This is a genomic window from Pseudomonas sp. CVAP#3 (genome assembly GCF_018986375.1).
GTDB classification, from domain to species: Bacteria; Pseudomonadota; Gammaproteobacteria; order Pseudomonadales; family Pseudomonadaceae; genus Aquipseudomonas; species Aquipseudomonas helvetica.
Genome location: NZ_JAHMSC010000006.1, coordinates 153122 through 170275, shown reverse-complemented (window position 1 = coordinate 170275; position 17154 = coordinate 153122). Strand labels below are relative to the sequence as shown.

Genomic DNA, 17154 nt, shown 5'->3' with positions numbered 1-17154 from the left:
AAATGGAAATCTTTGAAGAATGTGGAAGAATAAACAACCTGATCACCGAGGGTAATGAATTTTCAGCACGCAATGAACTTATAAAACTACTCGATTACTTCCAACGCCAGAAGCTAGAATACACTCCACTTCTAAACAACTTGATTAGACAAACTGGTCTGTACCCATACCTAGAACTTGGCAGCTCAATTTGGCAAGATAGGTATGTGCACGAATCTTTTAAGGTAGACACAGGAGCACCAGAGCTAGTCACCTTGCACCGTGAGCAGTCATTACTTCTTAGCAAATTACTCTCGGGAAAAAGTGTAGCGGTAAGCGCACCAACAAGTTTCGGAAAGAGTTTTGTAATTGACTCTTTTATTTCAATAAAAAAGCCTAGAAATATTGCGATAATCGTTCCAACAATTGCCCTAACCGATGAAACAAGGCGTAGACTACAAAAAAAGTTCGGACTTGACTATAAAATAATTACCACATCAGACCAAGAGCTTTCCGATCAAAACATTTTCATATTCCCTCAAGAAAGATCAATATCTTACGTAGATAAAATTGATGTGTTGGATATGCTTGTTATTGATGAATTTTATAAAGCAAGTTCTGTTTTTGATAAAGAAAGGTCTCCATCCCTGCTAAAGGCTATTTTGAAGCTCGGCGACAAGGCAACGCAGCGATATTTTTTAGCCCCCAACATAAACAAGTTGAAAGACAATATCTTTACAAAGGGTATGGAGTTTTGCAGCCTTGATTTCAATACCGTTTCTTAGAAAAACAAGATTTATACAAAGAAATAGGAAAAGACGAAACCAAAAAAAGCCAGGAGCTCCTACGAATATTGGACTCCACTACTGGCAAAACTTTAATCTACGCGGGCACCTATACAAATATTGAAAAATTATCCACTCTCATATTAAGCAATCGAAACAAACAAAACACCAAGCTACTTAGTAATTTCAGTAAATGGCTTGCTAAGAATTATGACCCTAACTGGGGACTCACCAACATGGTTTTGCGGGGAACTGGAATTCACAATGGCCAGCTACACAGATCCCTAAGCCAAATCCAGATAAAGCTTTTTGAAGAGCCGGATGCACTTCAAACCATAATTTCCACCTCATCAATTATAGAAGGAGTTAATACATCCGCCCAAAACGTAATACTATGGAGCAACTTAAGTGGAAAAGGCAGAGCGCGAATAACCGACTTCACCTATAAAAACATTATAGGCCGAGGTGGGCGAATGCTTCGCCACTTTGTTGGGAAAATTTATATTCTTGAAGAACCACCAAAAGAGACAGATAACGCACTCAACCTTGAAATCCCGGACGAACTAGTTTCTGACTTGGAAAGTAGAGTCGCCTCTGAAGAACTGACTCCAGAACAAATCGCTAAAATTATTGCCTACCGAGAGGAAATGTCAGAGCTCATTGGGGAGAAGAGCTATAAAGATATAAAAAACAATAGCATGCTTCAAAGCAGCAATTCGTTTCTTATTATGGATATCGTTAAAGACCTCAAAAACAATCCTGCCTCATGGAACGGACTCGGATACCTTAATTCACAAAACCCAGAAAACTGGGAAAGATTATTATACAAAGTCATTCGACTTCAGCCAGCTGGCTGGGGAACTGACTATACGAAAGTTGTTGAATTTGTAAAAATCCTTTCCCAAAACTGGGCAAAAACGATCCCGGAACTTCTACAGCAGCTCAACGACATTGATATTGGTGTTGATGATTTCTTCAAGCTAGAAAGAACTGTAACGTTTAAACTTGCCGCCCTATTCAATGACGTATCTATAATACAAAAAGAAATTTTCGGCGATAGCGCACAAGACATCTCACCATTTGTATCAAAACTATCTCATGCGTTTCTCCCGAAAGTCGTATATCAACTAGAAGAATATGGACTCCCACGAAACATCTCCAAGCAAATTCATCATGCGGGCCTTATAGACTTCAACTCTGAAGAATTAAACATATACCAAGCGATTGATAAACTACAAACCTTGAATACACAAGGACTCAACCACCTTATCGGCGAACTGGATGAGTTTGATTTATACATCCTAGATTACTTTTTTGATGGCGTCGAAACACAGACTCGCAATAGTAAGCCTTGAAATAGTATCGATCAATCTCAATGGGCTCCAGTACCTTTATAGTCATGGAGCCTAAAAACTTACGATTCCACTTTAACAACCAGCAAGGCCCTATTCGCCAAAACTCCGTCATAACTGGAGAATATAACCCGGCCAGCTATTTCAGAACAAATAAATCAGTCCTCTTTTCGGTCTTCTTTTCGCCACTTAACTCATCATCTCTTAGTTATGACTTTTATCTCGGTGGTAATTTCTTACGACGCAGGCTGAGCACGAATCCTTCCGGCAGTGGTTTGAATACATCCCGCTCTTGAGGCCAGCGCTTCGCTCTACTCTGGAATGCACGAAGCGCGTCAATATCTAACGTTGCTGCAATTACAAAATCATTATCACCACCACGCACACGGGCTAAATCACGCATGAATGACTCTTTGGCGGGAGCTCGAACACGGCTATCCCCATACTTCCTGTTATTCACCAAAATGGTATACGCATGAACATCGAGTGCAGCGGACTCAATAAGCGCTGAAAAGGTTTCTAAGTCCTGATTCCAACTCAAAACCATAAGTGCATCAACTTCACCTTGAAACTTAACCCTGGCCTTACTATTTTGTAGTTCAGAACAAACCATGACACCAAAACATGTGCCATTGTGAACATAAACAGGTTTTTTTCTCAGACTGGCTACTTTACTGTATGCCCATTGCTTCCCGTACATTGAGGTAAGTATTTTATCTTCCCCCACCGCCGGTTGTAGTTTAGGTTGCCAGATTTTAACTGAAGCAGGGAAGCCAAGCCGATTATCGGACAACACCAAACATGCCTCACTTATTACTTCATCTCCCTCAAAATGTCGATATTCAGTACCAGCAATCAAACTAATACCTACAGCACTTAGTCTTGCAGCAATGCTATCAACCCACCTCAAAGGTAACGACAATTCCGGAAACAAAACATAATGAGGTTTAGGATTGAGCCTTATAGCCTGATTTACCAGTTCTGCGATGCGGCTGTACCGATCAAGAGACAGATTTGATTTGTTACATGCCATAGCAGCCCAATCGCTATCATCTGTCTTAAGGTTAGTCAGAGCAACAACAATTTTTTTGCTACGCTCGGTTCCAATATATAAATATTTAGTGGAGCGTTTATGTAAGTTACCTCCATCCTTGTCTTGTTCTAAAGCAAGCAAGGTCGGTTTTATCCAAACCCCTCTCAGGGCCTGAGCATATTGTGCCCAAATTACTGCAGGGTTTGTCTCAGAGATCTTGTGGTTATTACAAGGCAGACCAACGCATTCCGGCGCAAGCTCTGCTATTTCGGCCGGTGTTAGTGGCCTAGTCGGAAAGATGTAAGGAAGAAAGCTCTCTGTCTTACGTGCCCCCGCCTCAAAAAAACCGAGTCGAGACACGCGGGTTGATTTCAGAAAGCTTTTTAATGCGTCAACATCTAATAACTGAGTTCGCTCGAAGCACTTAAGGAGCAGTCTTTCGACCTTATCGTCTCGCTTACCGATTAAAGTTTGTGCAGAACGAGTGCTTAGTATTCGTTTGTAAGGTTCCTTAGCCAAATCTGCCATCGCGATGAGTGGAGCTTTTTTGTAAAAATCTTCCGATCCAATTCGAAAATCTAGAATATCTTCGACACCAGTCAGTGCTTCAATAATAGTTTGCAGAAATAATTCAGCCAAGCGTGCTTCTTTTTTCGAGCGATTACTGTTTAACAACCTTCTAGGGTCATAACAACGAGCAGCTGCATCAACAAACATCCATGACAGCGTACCTTTGACATATCGCCATAACTCCTTGCCTGCTTTTGCCTTGGCCCCATTCATGCCAATTTCCCGACCCGGAGTTATATGGCCTGCTAATTGGTCAATAGATGCGAAAGCACGTACTACTATTTGCTCAGCTTGAGCCCATTCATTCATACTAATTGCAAACCCAAGGAGCCGCGGCAAATATGTAAAGTGAGCAAACAAGTTTTCAGGTCTTACAATATGATTGTGGGCAAACTGGTAGAACTCCTCGCGCTGTTTTACCCACTCGCTTGGTGGCAAATCTCTAGCCAATGTCTCAACATGACGCAATTGCAACGACCAGCTAAGCCTGCGAATGGTCAAGCCGTCGGCGCGGCGTAACGTATCTGCTTGCTCGCCTACACTTCCCGCTGCTGAGAGCACTCGAGCCGCCGTAGAATCCTCCAATTGATCAGGCGAGGGCATAAGACGGTGCTCACTGGAAAGTTCATAAATTTCCTTCTCGATACTATCGAGCAAGTCAAGTCCAGCTCGACCATGTAAAATAAATAACTTTTGCTTTTCAGCCTGTAACTTTATCCGAGTACTACCTTGTAATTCCTTTCCCTGCTGAATCTCCCAGAGCTTCTCTTTTTTCTTCGACCTATCTGCCGGCTCAGTTTCTTCTTGGAAAATACAATCATCGCCCAAACGACCTTGCAAAAAAACCATGAACTCCTTTGTATTATTTATACAACCTGTATCATGCAAAACCATAAACATATCATCGACGTAACGCCCATAATGAATTGGCGCGACTTTTTCTCTTATAAGAGTATCCCAATGATGCAATAGAACATTAGACATAATGCGTGTAGCTGTTAGACCGATGACTAAGCCGCCTGGGATATCCGCCTCACCCTTTACTAACCCCTTACTAAATTCCTGCGCGCCCTCGGACCAGTTAGCTAAGAACCTAGTCAATTCTTTAGTGAATAGCTGCTCCGCCTTGGATAGTTCAAGTCCAAGTTTGCTTTGTAGCAACGGAGATGCAATTGCCAACGGGTCCACAAAATGATAATAACTTTTCAGATCAAGCGATACAGCGATCACATCACGGTCTTTCTCAAGCTCAAACCGAATAGCTTTTAGACCATCATTACGCCACTTTTGATAAGGTTGGAAATATGGCGTAAAGGAACCTATTGCACTTACGTGAAAAGGCTTATCTGCGTTCCTGTCCAAACTATCATCATTTCTAATACGTTTTAAGCGTGCACCGTAACAATCCCTGCCCAAACATGCGTCAAACTTATGCCCAATGGTGTTTATCCAAAGCGCAGATAATATATGCGCATCCACGGGAAAATCGCCAACAATACGAAACTCAGGAACTAACTCATTATTACTTTTAAGACTTTCAAACGCCCTTACTGGACAAGAAAAGTGAATATGCCCATTTGCGCTCTCTCTCTTCGGCTCAACAGAGAGCTTTTTAGGTAACAACCGAAACTCACCAAGTAATTTCTTATCTTCGGAAAACCCTTGATTAAGTTGCAATCTAACTAGTAAATCTTTCAGATTTTCTAATAATTTTTGTTCGTACTCGGCAAACTTTATAGCGGTTGGAAATGTATTTTCAAAAAAACAATCAGCTTTTGCCTTACGATAGGCGACTACTAAATCTTCAAGGCGTAAGCCCTTCCAGTCGGTAAACGTTGCCGAGTAACTCATATGCACTCCTTTGCTAACAACAGGCGGTCGATAGGCCCACTGAGCTTGTATGGGGAGGGTAGGACGCTATTTGATATATTTCCAAGAACTAATCGCGCGCTCTTAATCAAGCCATAGCAATTTCACGAATGCAAGCTAGCCCCCATCACTAAACGAGGAATCTTCGCTCGTTTGAAAACTACAGCCCCCAACTGACCACTTGATGCTGATAACGGCTCTTATCATGAATGAGACTTTCGACCCATTGACATAACGGAAAAGAGCTGTAGGTATGTAATTAACGATGCCAAGGCGTCGAACACGTACATCCTCCTTAGGTAGTCCTTCATCTAGAAGCACCTTCCAGTCTCAGGATATTTTTAGGGATAGAATAACAATTACTATTAGATAATTTCGTTTATTTACAGATAGTTACTACTTGCTTCGACTCCTGGTGCCGCACCATACAAAACAAAGCCCTCGTAGAAATACGAGGGCTTTGTTGTTTCTGGCATCCAGAAATCCAACTGCCACGCACCCTTCTGTAGGAGCCGCAGAAGGCTGCGATCTTTTGATCTTCAACGCAGATCCGGTGCCCTTGGAAAAGATTGCAAGCTGCGCCCCCCCCAGAATCATCTATCCGGCCTCCCCACCTCACGGAGGTGGGGAGGCCGGCTAATGGGCGCGCCCTTTTCCCCTGCCGCAATCAACAGACTCTGTTGAAAAAGTCGCTACGGCTCGACACCAGCCAAAATGGGTTCAAAAGTCGGTCGCATGGACGCTCGTACGTGAACTCCGAATCCCGTTCGAGCGTCGCAAACACTAAGCACTTAGCTGCTTAATCCAGTCAAGGCTCGCAACGGTAGAACCGGAAGGACGGTATTCACACCCGATCCATCCTGTGTAGCCACGCTGCTCCAGCGCCGCGAATAAGTCAGCAAAGTCGATGCTCCCCGTTCCCGGTTCATGACGACCCGGGCAGTCGGCAATTTGTACATGGACGGTTCTGTCATAAAACCGGGCCAGAACATCTGCTGCGTCTGCGGTCAGAAGCTGGGCATGGTAAAGGTCGAGAATCAGCCCAACACTCGGGAAGGTCTCCAGCACCTGTTGCGCCTTGCTAAAGTCAGACATGTAATAGCCCGGCATCGCCTGCGAACTGATCACTTCAATAAGCGGCCGCAAACCCTGATCTTCGAAATACTTGACGGCATACTCCAGGTTGCTCCCGAAGATAAGCGCTGCCTCATCCTGCGTCGTAACCCCGGACATGATGTGGACATCCGAACACGCCAGCGTCTTTGCATAGCTGGCGGCCTGGAGCAACCCGTTGCGAAACTCTTCTTCCTTGCCCTGCAAGGCAGCGATGCCTTTGGTAACGCCAGCTGGTGCGGCGAACTGAATCAACGGCAGACTGTATTGAGCCAGGTTGTCGGCCAGGAGACTCGCGTCGAATTCATAGGGCGACGGGAACTCCACCGCCCGAAAACCAGCTGCGGCAGCGGCTTCGATGCGTTGCAGAAAAGGCAACTCATTGAATTGAAAACCGAGATGAGCATTGAACTTAAGCATTGGGTAACCATCCATCCTGGAAAGAAACAAAATCATCAGCCTGGAGCATCTTTCGCAGCTCCAGCACTGCACTATCGGGAGTGGTCAATACAGGTAGACCAGACCGAGCCTGTGCTTGCCCTGCGGCGCTCGTCATCGAAAACTGTGCGAAACAGATCAGATCGCAGGCTCCGACCTGAGCAGCCATTTCCGCGATGGCGGTATCGTGACCGTCTTTGCTCCCTTCACTCAATGCCTGTATTGCACCAGGGACAAAATAGGGCACCACCTCCATCGCCCGACCACTACGCTCAGCCACTTGCTTGAACTCGGTGATTATCGAGGTGATGGTAGGCTCGAACTTCGCCAGCACGGCAACACGCGATGCTCGCGTTAGAGCCAGGTTGATCATAGCTTCGTTCGGTTTGAGTACTGGAATGGCAATGTCAGGTGACTGATTTAATAGTTTTTAAATGTGACTTGTAACCCGCGCTCCCGCCTATGGCCCTTTGCCAAGAAAAGGCGCGGTTTCCACTTCCAGCATCAGCAACACCATCTCCGTTAACTCGGCGTCAGACTTCTGTCCCGCATAGAGGTCGTGGAGTGCTTTGGCAAAGGGAATGCGCAGGTCCTGGTTTTCTTCGCGGGCGCTGTCGCTGTATTGCATGAGTTCGCTGATCGCTCGCATCACAGCCGCTTGCCACCGAGCGGTGGTCCTCGGACCATCGCCGGTGATTGCAATCAACTTGTCCTCCGTCAGCTGGCGAAGGGCTGGTTCCCGCAACGGCTTAAGCGGCTTTGGGTTGCGAGTGTTCTTTGACATACCGGACGATACTCAGCGTTTCCTGCCGGAACTGCTCGTAGTCGATCTGTTGGGCGTTAATAAAGGTGCTGCCCATCATGGTCAGCGATCCCATAAAGCTGGCTTCGGAAATTTCCTCATCGCTCGCGCCAAACAAGCGCGCGGCTTCGGTATGGAACAGGGCGCAATACTTACAACGAGTCGCCCCGGACACTGCCAGACCTATCAACTCCTTGTACTTGTTAGGAATCCTGGTTTCTGCCAGCCAAAAATCCCGGGCTACGCCCCAGAATCCGTTCGCTGCACCTTCCGGCATCTGCTTGATCCACTCCGGTACCTGACCCAGGGTCTGCTCAATTTCCCGATAGGTATCACGAATGGCCATTTGGCACCTCCTTACCTCTCTGGAGACATCTACACCAGAGGTACAACTTAGTTTAGTTCGCTGGTGGCCATGCCAGAGCCGGCAGCAGGACAACTCCAGCAACGAATCTTTAAATATCGTAGAAACAACAGGATGGATTTAGACTTTTTTGGCGCAATGACGGACCACTAAATGCTTGGAGTTATCAAACAAAGCCCCCGCAGCGATGCGAGGGTTTTGTTGTTTCCGGGGTTTGGAAAAGCAGGTCTCAGTGACCGGCACTCTGACCGCCATCGACGTGCAGGATTTCACCGGTGACGAACCCTGCAGAGTCCAGATACACAACGGCCTGGGCGATGTCGCTGATTTCGCCCATGTGCCCGACCGGGTGCAAATTGCCCAGCGCTTCGTGGGTTTCTTCAGCGTGCATCGGTGTTTTGATGATGCCGGGGCTGACCGCGTTCACGCGAATGCCACGCTTGGCGTATTCGATGGCCAGGGATTTGGTTGCCGCGTTGAGGCCCCCTTTGGTCAACGACGCTAGTACCGACGGCACGCCGTCGACCGCGTGATCTGTCAGGCTGGTGGTGATGTTGACGACGTGGCCGCGGCCTTGTTTTTCCATCTCGGCGATGGCGAGTTGGGTGATGTAGAAGAAGCCATTCAGGTTCACCGACAACACAGCGGCGTAGTCTTCGTGGGTATAAGCGGTGAACGGCTTGGCGACGAAGATCCCGGCGTTGTTGACCAGGGTGTCGATACGGCCAAAACGTGCGATCGCTTCACGAATCACGCGCTCGGCAATCGCCGGGTCGCCGATGTCGCCCGCCACGGTGAGGATGTCCGGGTCGGTGGACGGTTTGATCGAACGCGAGGTGGCAACCACCCGGTAATCGAGATCACGGAAGGCCTTGACCATGCCTGCACCGAGACCTTGGGATGCGCCGGTAATAACAATGACTTTTTTCGAATTGCTCATGATGAACCTCTACAAAATAATGGAGTTTTAAACGTGATCAATCAGGCTTCAGCGGGGGCCTGCGCCATTTGCTTCAGCATCTGTTCGTAGTACTCGACCGATTGCGAACCGGACACCAGGTGACGACCGTTGAGGATCATGGCCGGTACCGAGTTGATACCGTGATCGCGGTAATACGCTTCAAGCTCACGCACCTCCGTGGCAAACGCTCCAGACGCCAACACCTCACGCGCACGCGCCGCATCCAGACCCGCTTCAGCCGCCAGGCGTACCAGCGTCTCGCGATCGCTCGGGTTCTGGCCGTCGCTGAAGTAAGCGCGCAGCAAGCCTTTCTTCAGTTCTATTTGCCGCCCGTCCTGCAATGCCCAGAACAACAGGCGGTGAGCATCAAAGGTGTTGTAGAAGTGGCTGCGTTTCTCCAGATCGAACGTGAAACCGATGGCTTGACCACGGGCGATCTGCATCGCTTTGCCGGCCGCGATGTCCTCGGCGCTGCGCCCGTATTTGCGCATCAAGTGCTGGACCGCGCGCTCGCCTTCGGCCGGCATGTCCGGGTTCAACTCGAAGGGTTTGAAGGTCAACTCGACCGATACTTCACCGGCCAGATTCTCGATAGCCCGCTCCAGTGCCGTCACCCCCAAGGCGCACCACGGGCACACCACATCGGAGATGAAATCGATGGTGACAGGCTGATTCATGACTGCCCCTCTGCCAGTTGTTTTCGGTACTGGGTGGTGGTGATCCCGGCATAGCCCCAGTTATCGGTGTCGACTTCTTCGATCACAATATGGGTCAGGTCCGGACGTTTGTTGAGGACCCGCTCCAGGGTTTCAGTGATTTCGGCGATCACCTGAGCTTTCTGCTCCGAGGTAACGCCATCGCGGGTGATGCGTACGCTGACAAAAGGCATGACGACTCTCCAGTGACCTTCCCTTCGGGATGATGGGCAGGTGGTGGAGATGACTGTATGACGTTGCTTTGGAGGGATAAAGATGGGGCCGAGAACATCATTAGTGATGTGATGTAATGAGTATGGGCGGGATATTGATGTGCCTAAACCAGTTCTTCGCCCCTGAAAAATCCTGGAAGAACGCTGATTTCTGAGCCCTCAGACCAGAATCCAGCCTTTATGCTAAATTATGGCTGGCCAATAATTATGGCGTATCCATAAAAAGAGGTAATTGCATGAGCAGCATTTTCCAGCGCCCTGAGCTGGCTGAAGAGATGGCGAACCAGCTCCTCAATCCGGGTGTTCTCGATGAAGGTCTGCGCTCAGGTCTGTTTCTGTCCGGCCTACGCAGGACAGGTAAAACAACATTCCTGAGAAATGACCTTATCCCTGCTCTGGAAGAAGCCGGTGCTCTAGTCATTTACGTCGACCTATGGAGCGATACGCTCGCCAACCCAGCGACGCTAGTGCATGACGCTATCCGTAAACGCCTGGAGGAACTCCAAACACCAGGCTCTACGCTGCTCGAAATGCTCAAGCGCGTTAGCGGTGCGGATATAGGCGCAGCAGGATTCAAGTTTGGTTTCAAACTCGACAGCATTGGCAACGCAGGTGGACCGACACTGGCGCAGGCTTTGACGGAAGTCGTGGATCAAGCAAAAACCAATTTGGTACTGATCATCGATGAAGTGCAGCACGCCATTTCCTCCGACGACGGTAATCAACTGCTCTTGGCACTCAAAGCCGCTCGTGACGCGATCAACCCTCGCCCGAATACACCGGGTTACTTCCTGTTCATCGGAACGGGATCCCACAGGGCTCAAGTGAGCGAGCTGACGGCAAAGCGAAACCAGGCATTTTCCGGGGCCACATCGACGGCGTACCCGGTGCTGAAAGGTGATTACGTCGAGTACCTGCTCAACCGGCTAGCCATGACAGTGAAGAAGGAGAAATTACCGTCCCTCGAAGTCGCCATCGAAGCGTTCAACACCTTGGGGAATCGACCTGAGGAAATGCTCAAAGCGCTGCGACAACTCATGCAGCAAGAGGGGGATCCTGACGTTTTCCTGCCAGTTATTGCCAGTACGTTGCGCTCAGCGGCGGCGAGTATTGAGCTTGAGAAAGTTGAGCTATTGGGCAGCTTGGCCCAAGCGATTTTCAACAAGATTGCGTCCACGGAAGGTGACGCACGGGGCATTTTCTCCACCGATGCTGCGGCTGAGTATTCGAAGACAGTAGGTCGAGAGGTCCGTGTTGAAGAGATTCAACCTGTGGTGATTGCGCTGGTTGCGGAGAACATCATCATGCGGCGCGGGCATGGGATCTATGCGATTACAGATCAGTTTGTCCAGGAGATTTGGCTGGAGGAGCGGGCGTTGATTGAGGCCAGTTAAGAGCCCATGTATATGAAACGCCCCCTGACGATGGTCGTCACCGTCGATTACTTCCATCGTAGGACTTAGTCCCTACCCATGTACTTCGCTCGTTGACGTGTCGTTGTTTTTCGATTTCAGCGACACGTTGTGATGATGTGTCGTTGACGACGCCACGTCCGCGTCAAAACCAGACACATCTGCTAACGGCCTCACCTCAGCGTCACGAAGGGCACGCTCGGTATTCATTTCACGAACAGAATCCAGCAACTCCTTCTGAAACTGATTCAGTTCAGCATCCATTTCTAACGCCTCCTTCGGTCAGCCAGATAAGGCTGTCAGTCGTTTTTTCGAAATTATTAAAATTATGAACGGCCACAATTATTGCCCATTCATAAAAACCACAAAAACTCCTTGGCCTCGGCCAGCACTTCGCCACGGTTGCAGACTATCAGCCCGCACGCTAGGCTCCCGTCATCGCTGCAAATTCAGCGAACGGGTTTGGCGACCCGACTTACAATAGGCGCACAGGCGCCACCATTACGATTGCTGGCGTTTTTTTTCGCTCGTACTTTTCTGTTATGGCGGCTGTGCGCGGGAGACCTTCGGGTCTGCCGGGTTCCTATTGTCCCGGTTCGCCAACCTGCGTACAGCTGCCACCCATAATCGTTTGGCGACGGTTCGTGGCAGTTCCTCAACAATAGGAGTTAGACCATGTACAAGATCAGTCCGTCCAAATTCTGTGCCAGGCGACCTTCAAAGTCATACTTTGCCTCCTCACATCTTGGAGGTGCCCAATGACTAACCCCCAAGACCTGACAACTGTCGGCCTCACGCCCTTCTCCATCCACTCCGACCAACCCCTCTTCCGCGTCAACAGTGGCGTCCCGATCCGCGAAGCCCTGTCCCACGTTTCCGACTTGCTCCACCTCTCCAAACTGCTGGCCAAAGACGCGGCGATGGAACGCGGTACGGACCGCTATGCCTGGGCGTCGCACTATTTGCAGGAGATGAGTAAGGCGGTGATCGATGACGTGGTGAAGGTGCTGGGCGCGCCGGGTAACAACCGCAGTCAGTAACGTCGAGATCTGAACCTGATCCGCACGCAAGAAAAAGCCCCGAACCAGTCGGGGCTTTCTCATTTCGGCCTGGCATCAGGCCTCAACCACGCAGCCGATCATCAGAAGATGTTGATCGGGTAATCCACGAACACACGGACTTCGTTGCCGCTGACGTTGTAGTCGCTGGATTTTTGCGACACGCGCAGGACCGAACTGCGCACTTTCACGCTCAGGTCTTTGGCCGGGCCGCTTTGGACCACGTACTTGAACTGGTTGAAGATTTCGCGCTCGGTGCCGCCGGTGCTGGTGGCGGTTGTGATGTTGTCGCCACGCACGTAAGCCACGTTGTAGGTCAGGCCTGGAACGCCGAAGGCGCCGAAGTCGAGGCCGTAGCCCAGCTGCCAGCTGCGTTCGTCTTCACCGTTGAAGTCGGACCAGTAGGAGTTGGCGAGGTAGATGGTGTTGCCACCGTCACCGACACGACGGCCATCGTTCTGGTAGCCGCCGTACGGGTAGCCGAGGTTGCTGTCACCAGTGCTGCGCTGGTGTGCGAGGGTGAACGAGTGCGGGCCGGTGACATAGGTCGCTGCCAGGCTCCAGATTTTGTTGTCCTGGCCTTCTGCGTTTTTAAGTTCGGCGTAAGACTTGTCCAGCTTGGTCTGGTAGCCGTTGAAGTCCAGGGTCAGGGACTGATCGGTGGCCAGCGGGAACACGTAGTTCAGGTTCACGTACTGTTTCTTCAGAACGTCTTCAACGTTGGACGCGTAGAACGCACCTTTGAACTGTTCGGTGAACTGGTAGCGACCGCCCAAGACGTTGATCGATTTCAGGCCACCGCTGTCACGACCTTCGGCGCTCTTGCGCGACTCGGCGGTGAAACGGCCAGCGTTCAGCTCCAGGCCTTTGATCTCCTTGGAGGTGATCAAGGTGCCGGTGTAGCTTTCAGGCAACAGACGGGCGTTGTCGTAGTTCAGCACCGGCAGCTCCGGCATCTGGTCGCCGTAGGTCAACACGGTGTTGGACAGACGGAATTTTACCGCCGCACCAGCCTTGGCCAAGTCATCGGCTGCTTCGCCGCTGTCGCCTTGCTTGAAGAAGTCGATACCGCCGGCGCCGCTACGACCTTTGCCGCCATCGAGACGCAGGGCGTACAGACCGAAGGCATCAACGCCGACACCCACGGTGCCTTGGGTGAAACCCGAGGAGAAAGTACCGATGGCAGCTTGGCCCCACTCGGCCTTGTCTGGGTTACCGTCCTTGTAATCGCGATTGATGTAGGCGTTGCGCAACAGCACTTTCAGGCTGCTGTCTTCAACAAAACCCTTGGACTCAGCTTGGTCATTTGCCATGGCTTGAGTGGCGCTAAAAATCCCCAGAGCGATCAGACCGATCCGCTTGTTCAACATGTTATTTTCCTTATTACGGGTTGATACGCACTGTGACCGCTGGCTGAAATGGCTGTTATTGCGCTCTTTTTTCACTCCAAAACAAAAGGCCCGCCCACGCAAAAGCGAGGCAGGCCCTTATTATTTTTTGGAGTCGTGGCGGTTGGCCACAGGCGTTGGGGCGAATCCTAGCCGCGCCCTTAAGCATGTGTCAATTTCGTGAATCGTCTGTGATTAGGCGAAAATCGTCTAAGAACTTACCGGTCGGCGATCGCCAATTGCACCGTGTGGCTGTCCACAAACTGCTCGAAATGGGTGACTTTGCCGTTCGCCAGAGTCCACAAATGCGCGACTCGGGCGTTCATCGGACGGCCCGTGGCCTTGTAGATTCCACTGTAGTTTCCGTAGGCAAATACCTTGTCACCCTGCGCGACATAGCTCTCGACCTTGAACTGAAAATCGTCCCATTCAGTGCCCAGACGCTTGAAGACATTCTCGACGATGGCGTCGAAACCAACGTACGTCCCCGCATACGGAAACCCCGCCGATTCGGTCCACTGTGCATCGGTGGCTAACGCTGCAGCGGTGTTGCGTGCGTTTTCCTGGGAGTTGGCACCTTCGTAGGTGCTTTTGATCAAGCTCAGGTTATCCATGGGTCGCTCCGCGTAGTTGACGAGATCAGTGAGCACAACCGTCCAGGCCACAGGCCTGAACCGGGGAAGCGGTTTCGCTTACTTGGGTGACAACCGACTGGCTCAACCAGGCGGCAAAAGCTTCAGGCTTACCGAGCCATGGGCTGATGTTGACCACGGTGAATTGACCGTCCTGCTCCAGCACCAATGTCGGGAAGCCCTGGCCGCCAACCTGCGCCAATAGTGCGCGGCTTTTCTTGATGTGGTCTTGGGTTTCGTTTGCCAATGCGTCCTTGAACTCGCGCTTGAAGGATTCTGCTTCCAGGCCAATCGACACGGCAAGTTCCAGCAACACCGCTTCATCGGCAATCCGCCGACCTTCCACGTAATGTGCGCTCTGCAAACGCCCCAGCAGTTCCAGCCCACGTCCGGCGAGTTGCTCGGCAGCCAGCACGGCAGCAATTGGTGGTGCCGAATCGAACACTGCAGTGTGATCACGCAGCAAGCCTTCGAAATATGCCTCACCAAACGGCAGCCCGGTGTACTCGGCAATGCGTCGATCGTGAGGCATCACGTAATCGCGCAGTTGAGGCGAAACCGTCTGCCGGTTGGCGCCAATCATCATGCCGCCGCCATGGGCAATCACCGGCAAAACAGCCTGCGCCGCTTGCACCAATGGTTTGGCACCGTAGCACCAGCCGCACAGTGGATCGTAGATGTAATGAAGGGTCGCGGTAGACATGGAAAGCTCCAGCAAAGTCGTAGGAATTCGATGCCGGCAGACTATTCCTATGGCAGAGAGGGAAAAACGCCGTAATGGCTTTTAGTCTGTTTCGCAGATCGGTCAAATGGCCTGTTTAAGCTACGGCAGGCTGGATCAAACCTGAACCCGCTTTTCCAAGGGCAAAAAAAAGCGCTGCCATCCGGGCAGCGCTTTACCAATCCTTTGCTTTCTATCCTTCAATCACATCCCACAAGGCTTCAAGTTCTGCCTCACTGAATAAACCAGCGGGATAACGCTCGATCATCATCCTGCGCGGGTCAGGTTCTCTGACCTGTCGCGTTCCGTTGGATTTCAACCATTGCGCCAGCACCTGAAGCGATTCGCCATTCATTGCCAAGGGATGCAATGTCCGCTCGCTGACCATATTCATTTCCGGCGCTCTCTCCTGGTTCGTGAGCGGCTAACTTATCCAAGGTTTATGACAGAACAACGCGGTTCTACATTCCCGAGAATTGCTCTCAAACAGATACAAGAGCTATGCCAAAGTGCCTGCCAGACCGGCATCTGGACGTAAAAAAACCCGCAGTCCATAGGAGCTGCGGGTTAGATAAGGGGTCACTCACATAAACCGGATAAAACGCGGATCAATCCAGTGCCACCAGTTGTTACAACTTCACTCAACCTTTGTGCGGTGCCGGCTGTTGTTGGGTAAGGCAATGAATATTGCCGCCACCCAGTAACAGTTCACGCCCCGGCACCATCACCACTTCGTGCTGCGGGAACAGGTTCTGGAGGATTTCCTTGGCTTGCGCGTCCAGCGGATCGTCAAAGCTCGGCGCAATGATGCCGCCGTTGACGATCAGGAAGTTCACGTAGGAACCGGCCAGGCGCACAGAAGGGTTACGCTCCTGAGTACCGTCCACCGGGTCGACACCGGCGCACTCTTCCTCGGTCGCGTAAAGCGGCCCCGGAATCGGCATTTTGTGCACCGTAAATGGGCGGCCCTTGGCGTCCTTGCTGCTTTGCAGCACCTTCATTGCAGCCTGGCAACGCGGGTAGTTCGGATCCTGCGGATCGTCGGTCCAGGCCAACAGCACTTCACCGGGACGCACATAGCAGCAGAAGTTATCGACATGACCGTCGGTTTCGTCGTTGAACAAACCGTCCGGCAGCCAGATGATTTTATCCACAGCCAATTGTGCACTCAGCACCGCTTCGATGTCGGCACGGTTCAGGTGCGGATTGCGATTGCGATTCAACAGGCATTCTTCAGTGGTGATCAGTGTGCCTTCGCCATCGACGTGGATCGAACCGCCTTCGAGCACGAAACCCTCGGTGCGGTAACGTGGGCTGCGCTCGATCTCGAGGATCTTGCCGGCCACCTGCGAGTCACGATTCCACGGCGAATACAGACCGCCATCAAAGCCGCCCCAGGCGTTGAAATCCCAGTCGACTCCACGGACTTCGCCGCTGTTATTGATGACGAAGGTCGGGCCGGTATCACGGACCCAAGCGTCGTCGCTGGACATCTCGACGAGGCGGATATTCGGCACGTCCAGACGCGCCCGGGCGTTTTCGTACTGGGCCGCCGAGACGGCAACGGTCACCGGTTCAAAACGCGCGATGGCCTTGGCCACCGCAACATGAGCGGCCTGCGCCGGCTTGCCACCCAGGCGCCAGTTGTCCGGGCGCTCCGGCCAGACCATCCAGGTCTGGGTTTGGGTCGCCCACTCGGCGGGCATGTAAAAACCGTCAGCGCGAGGCGTGCTGTGCAAAGTAGTCATA

The 17154-nt window shown here is 51.0% G+C and carries 18 protein-coding genes; 4 read left to right on the top strand and 14 right to left on the bottom strand.

All coding sequences use genetic code 11. The features are described 5' to 3' along the window. Nucleotides 1-2 precede the first annotated feature (2 nt). Both KRR23_RS13045 and KRR23_RS13040 read left to right on the top strand, forming a co-directional pair. A complete protein-coding gene (locus tag KRR23_RS13045) occupies nucleotides 3-764 on the top strand; it encodes a DEAD/DEAH box helicase (RefSeq protein WP_216742830.1) in 762 nt (253 codons plus the stop codon). Nucleotides 765-832: 68 nt separating this feature from the next. Next, nucleotides 833-2119 carry a hypothetical protein gene (locus tag KRR23_RS13040; protein ID WP_216742829.1) on the top strand — a complete coding sequence of 429 codons (1287 nt, stop codon included), beginning with the start codon at nucleotides 833-835 and terminating at the stop codon, nucleotides 2117-2119. A 214-nt stretch (nucleotides 2120-2333) separates the two neighbouring features. Here KRR23_RS13040 and KRR23_RS13035 read toward each other — a convergent pair whose 3' ends face one another. The 8 genes from KRR23_RS13035 to KRR23_RS13000 form a co-directional block, all read right to left on the bottom strand. Further along, complete coding sequence (locus KRR23_RS13035) at nucleotides 2334-5570, bottom strand: hypothetical protein (RefSeq protein WP_216742828.1); 3237 nt, start codon at nucleotides 5568-5570, stop codon at nucleotides 2334-2336. A gap of 801 nt (nucleotides 5571-6371) precedes the next feature. Continuing rightward, a complete protein-coding gene (locus tag KRR23_RS13030) occupies nucleotides 6372-7121 on the bottom strand; it encodes a hydroxypyruvate isomerase family protein (RefSeq protein WP_216742827.1) in 750 nt (249 codons plus the stop codon). After that, nucleotides 7114-7512: a hypothetical protein gene (locus KRR23_RS13025; RefSeq protein WP_253912069.1), complete on the bottom strand. Its 399-nt coding sequence runs from the start codon at nucleotides 7510-7512 to the stop codon at nucleotides 7114-7116. The genes KRR23_RS13030 and KRR23_RS13025 overlap by 8 nt, the downstream gene beginning before the upstream one ends. Nucleotides 7513-7599: 87 nt before the next feature. After that, a complete protein-coding gene (locus KRR23_RS13020; protein WP_253912068.1) occupies nucleotides 7600-7845 on the bottom strand; it encodes a hypothetical protein in 246 nt (81 codons plus the stop codon). A 43-nt stretch (nucleotides 7846-7888) separates the two neighbouring features. Further along, complete coding sequence (locus KRR23_RS13015) at nucleotides 7889-8287, bottom strand: carboxymuconolactone decarboxylase family protein (RefSeq protein WP_123582097.1); 399 nt, start codon at nucleotides 8285-8287, stop codon at nucleotides 7889-7891. A 247-nt stretch (nucleotides 8288-8534) separates the two neighbouring features. Further along, nucleotides 8535-9245, bottom strand: coding sequence for an SDR family NAD(P)-dependent oxidoreductase (locus KRR23_RS13010; protein ID WP_103318191.1), 711 nt, complete (start codon nucleotides 9243-9245; stop codon nucleotides 8535-8537). 41 nt (nucleotides 9246-9286) lie between these two features. Continuing rightward, entirely contained in the window at nucleotides 9287-9943 is a 657-nt protein-coding gene (locus KRR23_RS13005) for a DsbA family oxidoreductase (RefSeq protein WP_216742826.1), read from the bottom strand. Next, on the bottom strand, nucleotides 9940-10155 hold the full coding sequence (locus tag KRR23_RS13000) for a 4-oxalocrotonate tautomerase family protein (RefSeq protein WP_019691259.1): 216 nt from the start codon (nucleotides 10153-10155) through the stop codon (nucleotides 9940-9942). Before KRR23_RS13000 ends, KRR23_RS13005 begins: the two co-directional genes overlap by 4 nt. A gap of 275 nt (nucleotides 10156-10430) precedes the next feature. On the opposite strand from KRR23_RS13000, the gene KRR23_RS12995 reads away from it, so the two are divergent. After that, nucleotides 10431-11588: an ATP-binding protein gene (locus KRR23_RS12995; RefSeq protein WP_216742825.1), complete on the top strand. Its 1158-nt coding sequence runs from the start codon at nucleotides 10431-10433 to the stop codon at nucleotides 11586-11588. A 72-nt stretch (nucleotides 11589-11660) separates the two neighbouring features. Here KRR23_RS12995 and KRR23_RS12990 read toward each other — a convergent pair whose 3' ends face one another. Continuing rightward, complete coding sequence (locus KRR23_RS12990; RefSeq protein WP_216742824.1) at nucleotides 11661-11870, bottom strand: hypothetical protein; 210 nt, start codon at nucleotides 11868-11870, stop codon at nucleotides 11661-11663. Nucleotides 11871-12364: 494 nt separating this feature from the next. Here KRR23_RS12990 and KRR23_RS12985 point away from each other — a divergent pair, with 494 nt between their 5' ends. Beyond that, nucleotides 12365-12646 carry a DUF3077 domain-containing protein gene (locus tag KRR23_RS12985; RefSeq protein WP_216742823.1) on the top strand — a complete coding sequence of 94 codons (282 nt, stop codon included), beginning with the start codon at nucleotides 12365-12367 and terminating at the stop codon, nucleotides 12644-12646. Between the two features lie 101 nt (nucleotides 12647-12747). Here KRR23_RS12985 and KRR23_RS12980 read toward each other — a convergent pair whose 3' ends face one another. From KRR23_RS12980 to aguA, 5 genes are all read right to left on the bottom strand, one after another. Next, nucleotides 12748-14034 carry an OprD family porin gene (locus tag KRR23_RS12980; protein WP_216742822.1) on the bottom strand — a complete coding sequence of 429 codons (1287 nt, stop codon included), beginning with the start codon at nucleotides 14032-14034 and terminating at the stop codon, nucleotides 12748-12750. Between the two features lie 236 nt (nucleotides 14035-14270). Continuing rightward, nucleotides 14271-14666: a nuclear transport factor 2 family protein gene (locus KRR23_RS12975; protein ID WP_216742821.1), complete on the bottom strand. Its 396-nt coding sequence runs from the start codon at nucleotides 14664-14666 to the stop codon at nucleotides 14271-14273. A 25-nt stretch (nucleotides 14667-14691) separates the two neighbouring features. After that, a complete protein-coding gene (locus KRR23_RS12970) occupies nucleotides 14692-15387 on the bottom strand; it encodes a DsbA family protein (protein WP_216742820.1) in 696 nt (231 codons plus the stop codon). Between the two features lie 211 nt (nucleotides 15388-15598). Next, entirely contained in the window at nucleotides 15599-15799 is a 201-nt protein-coding gene (locus KRR23_RS12965) for a hypothetical protein (RefSeq protein ID WP_216742819.1), read from the bottom strand. A gap of 247 nt (nucleotides 15800-16046) precedes the next feature. Next, nucleotides 16047-17153: an agmatine deiminase gene (gene aguA / locus KRR23_RS12960; RefSeq protein ID WP_216742818.1), complete on the bottom strand. Its 1107-nt coding sequence runs from the start codon at nucleotides 17151-17153 to the stop codon at nucleotides 16047-16049. Nucleotide 17154: the final 1 nt, after the last annotated feature.

Excerpts from the sequence above, each read along its gene's own strand:
- KRR23_RS13045 (WP_216742830.1), top strand. The coding sequence starts at position 3 with ATGGAAATCTTTGAAGAATGTGGAAGAATAAACAACCTGATCACCGAG.
- KRR23_RS13035 (WP_216742828.1), bottom strand. The coding sequence starts at position 5,570 with ATGAGTTACTCGGCAACGTTTACCGACTGGAAGGGCTTACGCCTTGAA.
- KRR23_RS13030 (WP_216742827.1), bottom strand. The coding sequence starts at position 7,121 with ATGCTTAAGTTCAATGCTCATCTCGGTTTTCAATTCAATGAGTTGCCT.
- KRR23_RS13025 (WP_253912069.1), bottom strand. The coding sequence starts at position 7,512 with ATGATCAACCTGGCTCTAACGCGAGCATCGCGTGTTGCCGTGCTGGCG.
- KRR23_RS13015 (WP_123582097.1), bottom strand. The coding sequence starts at position 8,287 with ATGGCCATTCGTGATACCTATCGGGAAATTGAGCAGACCCTGGGTCAG.
- KRR23_RS13010 (WP_103318191.1), bottom strand. The coding sequence starts at position 9,245 with ATGAGCAATTCGAAAAAAGTCATTGTTATTACCGGCGCATCCCAAGGT.
- KRR23_RS13005 (WP_216742826.1), bottom strand. The coding sequence starts at position 9,943 with ATGAATCAGCCTGTCACCATCGATTTCATCTCCGATGTGGTGTGCCCG.
- KRR23_RS13000 (WP_019691259.1), bottom strand. The coding sequence starts at position 10,155 with ATGCCTTTTGTCAGCGTACGCATCACCCGCGATGGCGTTACCTCGGAG.
- KRR23_RS12995 (WP_216742825.1), top strand. The coding sequence starts at position 10,431 with ATGAGCAGCATTTTCCAGCGCCCTGAGCTGGCTGAAGAGATGGCGAAC.
- KRR23_RS12990 (WP_216742824.1), bottom strand. The coding sequence starts at position 11,870 with ATGGATGCTGAACTGAATCAGTTTCAGAAGGAGTTGCTGGATTCTGTT.
- KRR23_RS12985 (WP_216742823.1), top strand. The coding sequence starts at position 12,365 with ATGACTAACCCCCAAGACCTGACAACTGTCGGCCTCACGCCCTTCTCC.
- KRR23_RS12980 (WP_216742822.1), bottom strand. The coding sequence starts at position 14,034 with ATGTTGAACAAGCGGATCGGTCTGATCGCTCTGGGGATTTTTAGCGCC.
- KRR23_RS12975 (WP_216742821.1), bottom strand. The coding sequence starts at position 14,666 with ATGGATAACCTGAGCTTGATCAAAAGCACCTACGAAGGTGCCAACTCC.
- KRR23_RS12970 (WP_216742820.1), bottom strand. The coding sequence starts at position 15,387 with ATGTCTACCGCGACCCTTCATTACATCTACGATCCACTGTGCGGCTGG.
- KRR23_RS12965 (WP_216742819.1), bottom strand. The coding sequence starts at position 15,799 with ATGAATATGGTCAGCGAGCGGACATTGCATCCCTTGGCAATGAATGGC.
- aguA (WP_216742818.1), bottom strand. The coding sequence starts at position 17,153 with ATGACTACTTTGCACAGCACGCCTCGCGCTGACGGTTTTTACATGCCC.